Genomic DNA, 14,058 nt, shown 5'->3' with positions numbered 1-14,058 from the left:
GCGAGCGGAGATAGCGGTCAAAATTCGGAATCATTGAGTTCGTCCAGCAGCGCCTGCATTTCGTCTTCGCTCAGGCCCGAGGCGCTGAACTCGCTGCTCTGGACCTGGGGCTGTATGGTGTCGGTGGTCAGCAACTGTGCGACCTCGGCCATTCCCGCAATGGTCTGGCGTTCGAATACATCTTTGGCCGACAGCGCGATGCCTCGTTCGCGTGCCTGGGCGACCACTTGCAAGCTGAGGATCGAGTCGCCGCCGATGGCGAAGAAGCTCTCGGTAACACTCACGGAAGGCAGTTTCAGGACTTTGCCGACAATCGATTGCAGGGTGCTTTCCATGTCGTTGCGCGGCGCTACATGGGCGCTTGCGTCGAGCTGGTCCGGGTCAGGCAACTGGCTCGGGTCAAGTTTGCCGTTGGGGGTACGCGGGAAGCTCGCCAGGGTCAGTACCTGGGCTGGCACCATGTATGACGGCAGGCGCTCGCCGAGGAAGCGCTTGATGGCCTCCGAGTTAGGTGCGTAGCCATGGGCGGCCAGAACGTAAGCCAACAGGCGTTTGCCCGTGGCGTGTTCCTGGACGATCACTGCAGCTTCACGCACATCGCTGTGGCTGCACAGTTGTCGCTCGATCTCGCCGAGTTCGATGCGGTAGCCCCGCAGCTTGACCTGATGATCCTTGCGGCCAAGGAACGTCAAGCGGCCGTCCGCCAGCCAGCAGGCGAGGTCGCCTGTGCGGTAGGCGCGGGTGCCATCAGCGAGGCTGATAAAGGCTTTGGCGGTTTCTTCGGGTTTGTTGCGATAACCTCGCGCCAGAGTTGGGCCTGCAAGTACGATTTCCCCCGGCTCACCGACACCGCAGGTTAGTCCATGCTCGTTCAACACCCGCAAGTCCATACCGGCAATCGGCCGACCGATGCTGAGGCTGCGGTTCGGGTCGAGCACTTCATAAGTGGCCCAGACAGTGGCCTCGGTGGGACCGTATTCATTGACTAACGCGGTGTTTGGCAAGGACTTGCTGTGCTGAGCAACCAGCGACGGCGGGCAGGCTTCACCGGCGACTATCCAGCATTCGAGGCTGTCGGCCCCGGCAGTGCGTTGCAGTTGTTCGAGCAGGGCTTGATACAAGGAGGGCAGCGACAGGCCATGGCTGACCCGGTGCTGGACAATCAACTGGGTCAATCTCGGCATCTCCAGTTCTTCGCCTGGGGCCGGTAATACCAAGCGGCCGCCTTGGGCCAGAGTCCAGAAAATTCCCGCCACCGAACTGTCGAAGGCAAACGACGACAGCAGCAAGTAAGCCTGCACTGGCGTGGCATAGGTGGCCATGCGCACCTGAGTCGAATAACTCAGGGCAGAGTGGCTGATTTCCACGGCTTTCGGCGCGCCGGTGGAGCCCGAGGTGTAGATCAGGTAGGCCAGATCATCGGCACCCGGCCAAGCCAGCGGTGGCAGGTCGTGGACATCGGTCGCGTTCAGGTCGTCGAGAACAAAGCGTTGCAGGCTGGCGGGTACGCTGTCGGCCAGTTCGGGGCTGACCACAATGTGTGCAATGGCGCTGTCGGCCAGCATGTAGGCGCGACGATCCGCTGGATAACTCGGATCAACCGGCAGGTAGGCGCCACCAGCTTTCAATACCGCGAGCATGGCGACTACCGCAGCATTGCCACGGGCAAACAGAATGCCCACAGGTACGCCGGGACCAATCCCAGCAGCCACCAATTGATGGGCCAGGCGGCTGGCGTTGGCATCAAGCGCCGCATAGCTCAGGTCGCCATCCTTGTCGCTCAGGGCGATGGTGTTTGGCTTTTGCCGCACTTGACGGTCGATCAGCTCGACCAAGGTCACAGGTTCAATAGCGGGCTGGGTCGCCTCGGCGCTGATGGTTTGCAATTGAAGCGGCCCAGCCAATGGCAGTTGCGTCCAGCCCTGTTGCGGTTCGTTCAACGCGCCTTGCAGCAGCTGTAACCATTGTTCGCCGAGGCAGGCTGCGGCATTGCCACTCAAAATATGGCTGTCGTAAATCAACTGAGCCTGAATAGCATCCGCTGCCTGATACAGATTCAGGCAGGCTTTCACTGGATTCAACACAGCGCTGGCATAGCGTTGCTTGGCATCGAGCTGACGCCAGGCGAATGCGTAGCCGCCATTGAGATCATGGGTGTAGTAATCCTGCCAACCTATGCTGCACTCAAGGCTGGCTGCGATAGTCTTGCTTTGCTCCAGCAACGTTGCCTGGGTATCCAGATCGAAACGCAGCGGCAGGCATTGCTCAAATAGGCCAAGCGCGCTTTCCAGCTCGGGGCCACGGTTTTCATCAATTACCGTCAGTGCAATCTGTTGTTGACCAGCGAGGCGTGCCAGCAAGACAGCCCAGGCCGTGAGCATCAGGTTCGATGTCAGAGCCGGGTGCCGGGCAAGCTGTGCGGGGAGGGTGAAGTCTAGTTGCTGCGGGGCAAAACCATCGCCCGAGGCGGACTCCAGCGATAACTGCAAGTTGGGTTGTTCACTTCCCGTCAGCTGTTTCCAGAAGGTCACGCCCGGATGGTCAGGCTCATCTTCGCTCAGGTTCCAGCGCCATTCGGCGTAGTCGGCATATTGCAAGGTTTCGGCGTGCTGAGTGTTGCTGTCTTGCAGCAATGCCCGGGCCAGCAGCTTCAAACTGCTCAGGTCGAAGTGAGTGCTGGCACCTGCCAAATCGAGCAGCGATTGTTCATCAGGTAGCTGTACCAGCGTCACTGTCAGCGGCTGCCTCCAGTCATGGGTTTGCTCGCGAAGGCGTGCCAGCGCCGCGTCCTGCGCGGCAGGGTCAAGGGCGCGCAAGTCGAGCACGGCAATGGGCAGTTCAACAAACTCATCGATCACCTGAACCGGATGACGCAGGCCCGGCACGGGCACCAGGCGGGTGCGCAGGATTTCACTGGCGGTGATCAGGTCGTTCAACCGTTGCGTGAGGATCTCGGCCGATACAGGAGAGCAGCAGTTCCACTGCAAATGGCAGCTCAATGAATGTTGGGCGCTACCGTTGATGTGCTGATACACCGAAGCCTGTTGCGGCGAAATACGAAAACCTTGGAGTCCGTTCATTTTTAACTCGACTGCAAAATGTGAGTAAATCCGGGCTGACCTGAGACAGGAATCCACTGACTGGAGTCAGTTGGGCCTTTGCTGTCTGGCTGGAGGCACCCATTGAAAGATCAAACAGCTACGTCACCTTGCAGCAGGGCTTCAGCCATGCCGGTGAGGATGGCGCGCTTGCCGGTAAAGGGTTCGCGACCGTGTACCGCGAGCATGTTGTCGATAAAGAGCACGTCGCCCTGTTGCCAGCTGAACCGCACCAGTGAGTCGAGGTAAGCGGCTCGTAATGACTCCAGCACCTCTGGCTCGATCAATTCGCCGTCGCCATAGAAAGTGTTGGTCGGCAGGTCGAGATCGGTGAAGTTGCTTTGCAAGGAGTCGCGAATAGCCGGTGGCAAGGTGCTGATGTGGAAGAAGGTGGCATGGTTGAACCAGACTTCTTCGCCAGTGCGCGGATGGCGCACCACGGCAGGGCCGCGTTGACGGGTTCGCAGGCGGTTGTTGGCCTTCCATTCCACTTCGATGCCGACAGTGGCGCAGTAGCTTTGCACTTCGTCACGGTCTTCGGACTGGAACACGCTTTGCCACGGCAGGCCGAAACCATCGCCGTAGTTGCGCACGTAGAGCACACCTTTTTCACGGAAGCGGGCTTCGATTTCCGGACTGATCCTTGCTTTAACCGCGCGGGTCGAACCAATCGGGGTTTCGCCGCCGGTCTCGGATGGGGTCTGGCAGTAAAAGAACAACCGCAGCGGGAAACGTGGCGAGTACGAATGCTCGTTGTGCGGGAAAATCATCTGGTCGGCTGGGTAATCGGTCGAGGTGTAGATGTTGCCGCCAACTCGGGTGCGCGGGGACGCTCGAAACATATACTCCAGCGCGCCGGGGGAGAGTGCGGCTATCACCTGATCGAACTGCTCCACCGACTGCACCGAAAACCCGCGAAACAGCAAGGCGCCGTATTGCAGCAGCTTGCGCTCCAGACTTTCACGTTCACCGGCCGCCCAGGCGGCCAGATCGACACCGCTGATCGCCGGTTCAATCACCAGCGGCAAGGCATAATCCGGGCTGAGCAGCCGCTCGCTGACCAACTGTTGCGAGACATTCATGGCTTTACGACGCACGCCGCCAAGAGCGCGAGACGGTGGGGGCACGATAGGCATAAAGGCATCCAACTCGGTTAGAGGGTCAATGAGCGGCGTTTGGCTTGCAGCAACGAGCTGCGACCGACCTGCGCACGGGATTGCTGTTGTTCACGCTGGAATTCCTGATCCCAGGTGGCGAGCCGTTCAGCGATTGCCGACAATGGCTGGTCCAGCAGCTTGTGGCTCTCATCCAACAGGCGTGTCCATAGTTGTTGCAGGCGCAGAGCCCGGTTCTGATCGAAAAACTCAGCGCGGAACTTGAGTGTCGCCTCGATACCTTCGCTGCCGTGAACCAGATCAAGCACCAAATGGAAATCCCCCGGCGCTTGCGTCACTTCAAGCCCGGTCATGTGTGCACCGGCGATAGCAGTCGGTGTCACTCGGGAAGGCTGGTAATTAAGCTTGACTTGGAACAACGGCGAGTGACCGGGGCGACGTTGCGGTGCCAGCGCTGATACCACCAGATCGAACGGCAGCTCTTGGTGGGCATACGCCAGACGCGCCTGATCGCGGACCTGCTTGAGCAAGGCAGCGAAAGTCGGATCGCCGCGCAGGTCGCAACGCAAGGTCAGCTGATTGACGAAGAAGCCAATCACCTCGTTGTGCTCAGCCAATGGACGTCCGCCGACATCGGTGCCCAGCAGAAACTGTTGCTGGCCACCCAATTGCTTGAGCACCAGTTGATAGCTCGCCAGCAGCAACATAAACAAGGTCATGCCTTGCTCACGGGCGACGAGTGACAGGGATTCGCAACTGGATTGGGCGAGTGTGAAGTTCAGGCTGTGGGCGCCATGGCCCGATCCAGTTCCGCCCAGTTCGATGCTTTGCGGTATATCCGCCAGATGTTCGCGCCAGAAGTCTTGTTCCGCCGCGATTCGTGCATCGCTCCAGTGTTCGCTTTCCCAAAGGGCGAAATCCAGGTACTGCGGCGGCAACTCGGCGGTGGATGTACCGGCCAGTTCCGCCAGCAGCAGTTGCGCCGAGCGTCCGTCGAAGGCGATGTGATGCAGACTCAATAACAGGTCGTGCTGTTCATCGTCGCGGCTGAGTAATTGCGCGCGCAGCAATGGGCCGCGCTGCAGATCAATTGGTGTGAACTGTTCCCGGGTCAGGCAATCAGTGAGCGCTTGTTGCTGCTGCGCTGCGGGTTGATCGCGCAGATCAATCCACTTCAGAGCCACAGCCTCAGTTGGCAAAATCCGTTGTTGCGGACCGTCTACACCATCGTTATATACGGTGCGCAATACGCTATGACGATTGACCAACGCATTAAGTCGCGACGCCAGGGTTTCAGTGTCCAGTGCGCCTTGCAGGCTCAGGTGAAATACCAAATTGTGCTGAGTGTCCTCGGGATTCAGTTGGCGCAGGAACCACAAGCGGCTTTGGGCAAAGGATTGACGGCCTTGCTCTTGGTTGGTGTGGCGGCGCTCGGTCAAGGTGTCTTCAGGGTGCGATGTGGGCTCGGCGAGGAAGGACAGCAGTTCCTGCGCCCAGTCGGCAAGGCTTTGCTCACCGAACAGTTGTTGCTTGTTCAGGTTCCAGCCCAGATCCGTGTGCAAACGCGCGGCGAAGTCGGCAATGCTGATGGAATCCAGCCCCAAGCTGATCAAACTATGGTCGAAGTCTACCGCCAGATACGGATTGACCTCGCGCAGCGTCTGTTCCAGCCATTGGCGGCAAGCGGGCAGGGCGGAAACAGAAGCATCGGCAACAGACTCGAAAAGCTGCGCACGGTTGAGGTGCTCGCCAGTGTCCGAGGTTTGGTCGCCGTGCTGGGCAATAATGGACAGGGTGCCAGCGGCCAACTGCTTGCGGGCGCCTTGGCGAGCGATCTTGCCGCTGGTGGTCATCGGGATGGTGCCAGCTTCCACTAACACGATCTGATCGATGCCACACTCGGCGGCATCCCGTACGGCGTTCTGCATTGAAGCAAACAGAGCTGGATGATGCGCTTGATCGACAAATTTTCGCTGCGGTTCAGCGACAATCACCAGTTTTTCGCGGCCCAGTAATGGGTCCATCTCAGAGAACGCAGCTATGCGCCCGGTGCGAATGCCCGGCTCGGCATCGGTAATGGCAAATTCAATATCGTGAGGATAGAGGTTGCGGCCATTGAGGATCAGCAGGTCCTTGAGCCGGCCGCAAATCACCACTTGGCCTTCATGGATAAAGCCCAAGTCGCCGGAGCGTAGATAATGCCCTGATTCACCGACGATGCGCGCCTCGAAGGCCTCGCGACTGGCTTCCGGGTTTTTCCAATAGGCTTCAGCGTTGCTCGGCCCGCTTAGCCAGACTTCGCCGATGCAATCAGCCGCGCACCGCTCATGACTGTGCGGATTAACGATGGCGATATCGTGCAAAGCTTGCGGATAACCGCAGGCGACAAACTCCACGGCAGGAGCTCCACCTGTTGCCAAGGCGACGCGACCGGCTTCCAGCGCGGACTTGTCCAGGCGCAGCACCACGGGCGCGGCATCGGCTGGCGTAGCACTGACACACAGAGTGGCTTCAGCCTGACCATAACCGGGGCTGATCGCCAACGGGTTGAGGCCGCAGGCGGCAAAGCGCTGGGCGAAGGTTTCGAGTGTGGCGGGGTGGATGGGTTCGGCACCGTTGATTGCATGCTGCCAAGCGCTGAGGTCAAGCTGAGCGATCAGGTTGTCGCTGACAACACGATTACACAGGGCGTAGGCGAAGTTGGGGGCGAAACTGGCGGTGGCGCGGTAACGGCTCAAGGCCTGCAACCATGTCGATGGTGCGTTGACAAAGGTTTGCGAGGCCATCAGGTAGCAAGGCATTCCGCTATACAGCGGTGCCAACAAACCACCGATCAAACCCATGTCGTGGTACAGCGGCAACCAGTTGACCATGCCGCCATGTTCATCAAAACCATAAGCCTGGCGCATCAGTTCAACATTGGCGATCAGGTTGCGTTGGCGCACCTCGACGCCTTTGGGCGTGCCGGTGGAGCCGGAGGTGTATTGCAGGAAAGCGACAGTTGCACCGTCCACATACGGGCGCGTCCAGGCACTGGCTGGCGGTGTGCCGAGATCCTCGATCGTCAAAACATCAATCTGGTTTTCGACCAGCTCCCGCAGGCTCTGGCAGTGATCTGACGGTGTGAGGATCAATGCCGGTTCGGCATCGACCACAACCTTGCGTACGCGATCAAGGTGACGAGGTTTACGCGATGGCGGTGGAAACAGCGGCACAGCGATCAGCCCGGCATACAAACAGGCGCAGAAGGCGCGGGCATAGTTGAGGCTACTGGGCAGCATCAACAATACGCGCTCGCCCGGCGCGTAGCGGGCCTGCAGCGCAGCCGCGAGAGACTGGCTCTGCTCGTGCAGTTGGGCAAAGGTCAGGGACTGGCCAATCTCGACGCCGTCCGGCAAGAAATGCAGGGCTGCGCGCTCGCCGAAACGTGCGGCATTGCTTTCCAGTACTTCGATCCAATGATTGAAAGAGAACATGTGCAATTCACGCCATGGCAACGATGACTTTGCGGTCACCGGTGTAAGGATTACGGCCGTGTGCGACCAGTCGATTGTCGAGCATCAAGATGTCGCCGGGTTGCCAGGGGAAACTGATGGCGGTCTGGCGATACACCTCGCGCACGCTGTCGAGCACTTCGTCAGGGATGGGCGAGCCATCGCCGAAATACACATGGCGCGGCAGATTTTCTTCACCTACGGCCGCCAGCAGACTGGCGCGCACACTGGGCTCGATGGCTGATACGTGGAACAGGTGCGCCTGGTTAAACCAGACCCATTCACCCGTCTCGGGATGCTGCAGCACTGCTTGGCAACGCTGACGGGTGCGCAGTTCGCCGTCGTCTTTCCATTGCCACTCGATGTCGTTATCAAGGCAGTAACGTTCGACCTGAGCGCGATCTTCGGTGTTGAATACTTTCTGCCAAGGCAGATCAAGCGCGCCGCTGTAATTGCGTACATAAAGCAGCTCGCGGCTGGCAAACAGTTCGCGTATGTCGCTGGGCATGCGTTGATAGATTAAGCGGCTGTCGGCAATCGGCGTTTCGCCGCCGGTTTCACTGGCCTTGATGCAGTGGAACCAGATACGCGAAGGCCATGGCCGGGTATAGGCCTGCTCATTGTGCAAGGGAATGAATTGATGGGCTGGGTATTCGGTGGAGCTGTACACCCCAGCGAAGACTTTGCTGCGCGGCGTAGAGCCAAACTCATAGCTGGCCAGCGGGGCGCCGAAACTGGCGGCGAAACGCTTGAAATCAATGGGAGTTGGGACGTTAAAGCCGCGAAACAGCACGCCGCCAACGGTGACCAGTGCATGGTCTAAGGTGCTGCGAATCGACGCATCTAGATCCTGAATAGACTGTCCCGGAGTTGCCTGTATCAGCACTGGCAACGTCTGTTCATGGCCAGTCCCTGGCGTATTGGGTAAGGGGTCGGAACGCCCGTTCAGGTGTTCGGTTGAAGTCATCCTAGCGCATCCTTTTGAGTCTCACTGCAGTCAGACGCTGTGGCGTAGGCAAACCTGGAAAACCTGGCAGAGGCCGCTACGCTAATTACGACTGATATGTATTCTCGCTTATCCACGACAGCATATTTATTACAAATGAGATTAATTATCAATCTTGTTTACTTTTTGTTTTCAGATTAAACTCCCGCAGGCTGGGGACAGCGGCGTTGTTCGGGACAATAGAAAAAAAACACTAATATTTGCCAAAGGAGAGCGGGGCGTGAACTTCAAGAAAAATACAATCGCACTGGCCGTGGGGTCGGCAGTGTGTCTGGCTAACAGCGGCGTATGGGCAGCCGAGGAGACGAACTCGGTGGAGCTGGCTCCGGTCACTGTGACAGGTGAGAAAATCAATCGCAGTCTGGAGCAAACCCAGTCGAGCGTGGCGGTGTTTACCGAGCAACAATTGCGCGAGAAACAGGACCATGACCTGGTCGATGTGTTCGCGCGCACGCCGGGCGTCTACACCCAATCCGGTAACGAAAACTGGGGTATCCGTGGCGTACCTGTGACTGGTTTCGACGAACAAGGGCCGGCCGCACTCAACGGTGCAGTTTCGGTATTCGTCGACGGCGCGGTGCAGCCCAACCGCACACTGACGCTAAGCCCCGTCCCTCTCTGGGATGTGGAGCAGGTGGAAGTGTTCCTCGGCCCGCAGTCCACCACCCAAGGCCGTAACTCCTTGGCAGGCGCGGTAGTTATCCAGACCAAGAATCCAACCTTTGAACCGAGCTTTTCCGCACAAGCCAATGGGGGCAACTACAACGAGCGCGGCGGGGCTGTCGCCGGTGGTGGCTCGATCATTGATGGCAAGATCGCTGGCCGTATCGCCGTCGATTACCAGGAAGGTGATGGCTATATCGAGAACCTGTTCAACGGTGATGATGCCAACAAGACTCGCACCGCAAATACGCGCGGCAAGTTGCTGATCCTGCCTAACGACGATACCGACGTGCTGTTGTCCTACGCTCACGGTGAAAGCCGCAAGGGCGATAATGCATCTATTCGTCAGGGTGGCAGGGTTCGTTATTACAAAATCGACTCCAACACCGAGGCTTACGACAAGCTCAAACAGGACACTTTCAGCGCCAAGGTAGATTACCGTCTGGATAATAGCTGGTCGATTACCAGCCTCACGGCAAATACCGATTCGGACTACGACGCGCGCCTGGACTTTGATCAATCGTCCTCGGCCGATCAGTTCGTATTGCGCAAGCAGGACGGTGGCTTGTTCAGCCAAGAACTACGCCTGAACTATGAAGGCGACACGGTGAAGAGCTTTGCTGGCCTCTATTACGGCCACAACACCAACGACTTCCACGACCGCTTGTACGCTGGTGATAGCTTGTTCGGTGTCGTCAAGGGCGACACCACCATCGAAAACAAGGCTGTTTTCGGTGAAGTTAACTGGACTTTTGTCCCGCGCTGGACCTTGATCACCGGCCTGCGCTACGACCACGAAACCAACGATACTAACGTCAAACAAGATGACTTCTCTGAGCCTGGCAAAGACAAGCAGACCTCCGATGCAGTCCTGCCAAAACTCGGCCTTGACTATGAGTTGGCTGCCCACCAATACCTTGGGTTCATGGTGCAGCGCGGCTATCGCGGCGGCGGCGTGAACGTTCGAGCTGGTAGCGGTCACGAATCCTACGATCCGGAATACACCACCAACTACGAGTTGTCCTACCGGGGTTCGTTCATGAATCAAACCCTGCGTACCCGCGCCAACATGTATTACACCGAGTGGAAAGACCAACAGGTCAGCGTGCTGAATCCGCAAACCGAGTTCCTTGAAGTATTCAACGCCGGTCGCAGTGACATCAAGGGCCTGGAAGTCTCTGTCGAAAAAGACTTCGGCCAACAGTTGACCCTGAACGCCGGTGCTTCCATAACCGATGGTGAATACAAGGACTTTGTCACCAGCGACGGCCGTGATATGAGCGGCGAGAACTTCCTGTTTTCGCCTAAGTACAAGATGACCATGGGCGCCACCTATCGCTGGAATGACCGCGTGACCCTGAACACCGACGTTGTCTATCAGAGTACTTCGCCTTCAGAATATGAGTTCGACGCCGCCGGCAAGGTCATTGACGAACACAAGAGCGACAACTATTGGCTGGCTAACGTCAATGCTGAGTACAAAGTCACCAAGAACGTCGCGGTTTCGGGCTACGTGAAGAACGTCTTTGACAAGGAATACATCACCAACAATCGCAATGACGACATCATTGATGCCGGTGCCCCACGCACCATGGGTTTGATTCTGCGTTACGACATGTAAAACCGCTGGACGCGGGGAAGCCAATTCTCCGCGTCCGGTTTCACCGCTGTCTGAATTCTTCAGGATTTAGCCAGCAGCTTTCAAGCTCAATCAGACTTGCCTCGTTGAGTCGTCATCTCTGTGTTTTAGAGCACTGCCTTGCACACATTTTCCACTTGAACCACTCCCGCCTCAGCGCCAGAAACGATGCGCGCTGTTATGACAGTTGCCACATCAGCTGTTAACCCAATCATTCTATCTGTTCACAGCCATACCGAGTCTGTCGGCGTGGGTTGCGCACTCGCCTGTAGCAGGCTTGCCGCACAGTAGCTGACCTCTCTGGTGATTGGAAGCGCGGACCTTTCACCGCCGAAGATGGCTCACGTCGCGCGCGGGGCGTAGCTATGGCTTCACCGTTCGGTACCGAAACGGCAGTGGTTGCCGAAGTGTCGATAGAAAATGGTCAGGTCAAAGTTCACGACATTTGGCAGGCAATTGACCCGGGCAGCATCGTCAATCCAGCCATCGTGGAAGCGCAGGTTAATGGCGCTGTGGCGCTCCTGATGATGCATACCAAGCGTTCTATTAACCCTTGATCTAGATGATTCGGCTGCAGAGGTGGGGGATTTGTTAAATTATTATTTAAAACGAATGATAGGTATTATCATTCGCATTAGATTATGTTTAGATTAGGCTCACGCTCGGGCGAACCATCTACTGCCTGCCAAATTAAGGACGCAAATGCCTGCTTCCCCCAATCCTTGGTTTTCACTGCTGCGTGGCACAGTTCCGCCCACGCAACGCCTATATTGCTTTCCCTATGCAGGGGCTGGGCACACTGTGTATCAGCATTGGCGTGCTCAATTGCCAGCGGAAATAGAGCTGGCACTGATCAAACTGCCTGGGCGCGGCGAGCGCTTCGGCGAACCTCAAGCCACTTCGCTTGATGCGTTGGTCGGCACGCTGGCTCAGGCAATAGCGCATGCAGAGCAGGGGCCAGAGCACTTTGCCTTCTTCGGCCACAGCATGGGGGCTCTATTGGCCTTCGAAACCGCGCGAGCCTTGCAAAAGCGCGGCTTAGTGCCTAATGCTTTGCTGGTTTCCGCGCGCACGGCACCCTCGGTTCATGGCTGGCGTGAGCGCCTGTCCGATCTGCCGGATGCAGCCTTTCTTGAGCATATCCGCAGCATGAATGGCCTGCCTCAAGAACTGTGTGACAACCCGGAATGGTTGGCGTTATTCCTGCCGATCATTCGCGCCGATTTCGCCCTTTGCGAGAATTACAGTTATCGCCCCGACCAGCCTTTGACCTGTCCAATCAGCGTACTGGCCGGTCGCGACGATGCCAACGTGCCTTTGGCATTGCTCGATGCCTGGGCCATCGAAACCCAGGCAGGCTGTCAGACCCAACTCTTCGCGGGCGGGCACTTCTATCTATTCGAGCGTCAAGCCGAGCTGCTGAGCCTGATTCAACACCAACTCGGCCCACAACGCCGATCCGGGTATGCCGCTATGTGAGGCAAGGCGCCGCTTTACCCAGACAAATTGCCACTCCCCAAGGGAAACTTATCGTGGAATCTATCCAGAACCTGCCCCCGTCCAGCACTACATTTAACCTTGAACACTTTCGTCAACAAGGCCTGCGTGACCTCAACAGCAATGCTTATTTGCAGCGTCAGACTGCCCGCGAATCCAATGCACGTTCATACCCGCGACGTATTCCTCTTGCGCTAAAGGAAGCTCACGGGCTTTATGTACAAGACACTCAAGGACAGCTGTTTATGGATTGCCTGGCCGGTGCCGGAACTCTGGCGCTCGGACACAATCATCCGCAGGCTATCGCAGCCATGCGCCAGACGCTGGACTCTGGTTTGCCTTTGCATACTCTGGACCTGACTACGCCAGTCAAAGATAGCTTTGTAGAAACTCTATTCGCTGCCTTGCCCGCCAGCTTTGCCCAGCACGCCCGCATTCAGTTCTGTGGCCCGACCGGAGCCGATGGCATAGAGGCGGCGCTCAAATTGGCTCGCACCGCAACCGGGCGCAACCCGATATTGTCCTTCTCCGGTGGCTACCATGGCATGACCCATGGCGCATTGAGCTTGATGGGCAATTTGGGGCCGAAACTGGCCTTGGGCGCAGCGATGGCGGAGGTGCAGTTCTTGCCTTATCCCTACGATTATCGCTGCCCCTTTGGCCTGGGTGGCGAGGCTGGAATAGACGCAGGTTTGCACTATATAGAGCAGTTGTTGAGCGACCCGGAATCCGGCGTATTACCTCCGGCAGCGGTGGTCGTCGAAGTAGTCCAAGGGGAGGGTGGAGTGATTCCGGCGCCAGTGCGTTGGCTCCAGGGCTTACGTCATCTGACCCGCAAGTACGGAGTCACACTGATCATTGACGAAGTGCAGACGGGCCTGGGTCGAACCGGCAGCCTATTTGCTTTCGAGCAAGCCAATATCGAACCCGATATTCTGGTGCTGTCCAAGGCAATTGGTGGGGGCTTGCCGTTATCCGTACTGGTTTACCGGGAAGAGCTGGATAGCTGGAAACCAGGTGCCCATGCAGGCACATTCCGTGGTAATCAAATGGCAATGGCTGCTGGCACAGCAACCTTGCGCCACATTATTAGCGAGAATTTGCCAGTTCATGCAGCCACTATGGGCGAACGCTTGATGAACCAACTGCGGCAATTGCAGGCTGACTATCCATGCATTGGTGATGTGCGTGGCCGTGGCCTGATGGTTGGCACAGAAATAGTCGGTGCCGCCGATGGTAACGCTGTACCGCCGGCGAACTCGGCACTGGCCTCAGCCATACAGCAACAGTGCCTGCGCCTGGGCATCATACTTGAGCTGGGTGGACGTCATGGTGCTGTGGTGCGGTTCCTGCCGCCGTTACTAATTCAGGCTGAAGAAATTGATTTGTTGGTCGAGCGCTTCCAACAGGCTTTGGATCAAGCACTGAAAGCAACCACGAGCAAAACACTGCAGATGGTTTAGTGTTTATGACCGGCAGCTCATTAGAGCTGCCGATTCCCAGTCATATCCAAAAGCTACGATTGGCTGAAATACTAGATCGCCGA

General features: G+C 57.5%; 7 protein-coding genes and 1 pseudogene. 4 read left to right on the top strand and 4 right to left on the bottom strand.

The annotated features are described in order from the left end of the window. Positions 1-17: 17 nt before the first annotated feature. The 4 genes from CHB79_RS05570 to CHB79_RS05555 all read right to left on the bottom strand — a co-directional run bounded on the left by CHB79_RS05570 (position 18) and on the right by CHB79_RS05555 (position 8,674). The gene (locus CHB79_RS05570; protein WP_089359136.1) at positions 18-3,080 is read right to left on the bottom strand and encodes a non-ribosomal peptide synthetase; all 3,063 of its coding nucleotides are present in this window, start codon (positions 3,078-3,080) and stop codon (positions 18-20) included. Positions 3,081-3,190: 110 nt separating this feature from the next. After that, a complete protein-coding gene (locus CHB79_RS05565; protein ID WP_089359135.1) occupies positions 3,191-4,234 on the bottom strand; it encodes a TauD/TfdA family dioxygenase in 1,044 nt (347 codons plus the stop codon). Between the two features lie 17 nt (positions 4,235-4,251). Beyond that, the gene (locus tag CHB79_RS05560; protein ID WP_089359134.1) at positions 4,252-7,689 is read right to left on the bottom strand and encodes a condensation domain-containing protein; all 3,438 of its coding nucleotides are present in this window, start codon (positions 7,687-7,689) and stop codon (positions 4,252-4,254) included. A gap of 7 nt (positions 7,690-7,696) precedes the next feature. Then, on the bottom strand, positions 7,697-8,674 hold the full coding sequence (locus CHB79_RS05555) for a TauD/TfdA family dioxygenase (RefSeq protein ID WP_089359133.1): 978 nt from the start codon (positions 8,672-8,674) through the stop codon (positions 7,697-7,699). 259 nt (positions 8,675-8,933) lie between these two features. Here CHB79_RS05555 and CHB79_RS05550 point away from each other — a divergent pair, with 259 nt between their 5' ends. The 4 genes and pseudogenes from CHB79_RS05550 (at position 8,934) to CHB79_RS05535 (ending at position 13,975) form a co-directional block, all read left to right on the top strand. Then, complete coding sequence (locus CHB79_RS05550; RefSeq protein ID WP_089359132.1) at positions 8,934-10,997, top strand: TonB-dependent receptor; 2,064 nt, start codon at positions 8,934-8,936, stop codon at positions 10,995-10,997. A 299-nt stretch (positions 10,998-11,296) separates the two neighbouring features. Continuing rightward, positions 11,297-11,551 (top strand): annotated as a pseudogene (locus CHB79_RS05545) (molybdopterin cofactor-binding domain-containing protein); the annotation flags it as partial. A 166-nt stretch (positions 11,552-11,717) separates the two neighbouring features. Continuing rightward, a complete protein-coding gene (locus CHB79_RS05540; protein ID WP_089359131.1) occupies positions 11,718-12,494 on the top strand; it encodes a thioesterase II family protein in 777 nt (258 codons plus the stop codon). Between the two features lie 62 nt (positions 12,495-12,556). Further along, positions 12,557-13,975, top strand: coding sequence for a diaminobutyrate--2-oxoglutarate transaminase (locus CHB79_RS05535; protein WP_425439579.1), 1,419 nt, complete (start codon positions 12,557-12,559; stop codon positions 13,973-13,975). Positions 13,976-14,058: the final 83 nt, after the last annotated feature.

It is taken from the genome of Pseudomonas segetis, assembly GCF_900188155.1.
Taxonomy (GTDB): Bacteria; Pseudomonadota; Gammaproteobacteria; order Pseudomonadales; family Pseudomonadaceae; genus Aquipseudomonas; species Aquipseudomonas segetis.
The sequence above is the reverse complement of the archived record's forward strand: the minus strand, read 5'-3'. Positions and strand labels throughout refer to the sequence as shown.

Bases quoted from the DNA above. Each gene is read 5' to 3' on its own strand.
- CHB79_RS05570 (WP_089359136.1), bottom strand. From the start codon at position 3,080: ATGAACGGACTCCAAGGTTTTCGTATTTCGCCGCAACAGGCTTCGGTG.
- CHB79_RS05565 (WP_089359135.1), bottom strand. From the start codon at position 4,234: ATGCCTATCGTGCCCCCACCGTCTCGCGCTCTTGGCGGCGTGCGTCGT.
- CHB79_RS05560 (WP_089359134.1), bottom strand. From the start codon at position 7,689: ATGTTCTCTTTCAATCATTGGATCGAAGTACTGGAAAGCAATGCCGCA.
- CHB79_RS05555 (WP_089359133.1), bottom strand. From the start codon at position 8,674: ATGACTTCAACCGAACACCTGAACGGGCGTTCCGACCCCTTACCCAAT.
- CHB79_RS05540 (WP_089359131.1), top strand. From the start codon at position 11,718: ATGCCTGCTTCCCCCAATCCTTGGTTTTCACTGCTGCGTGGCACAGTT.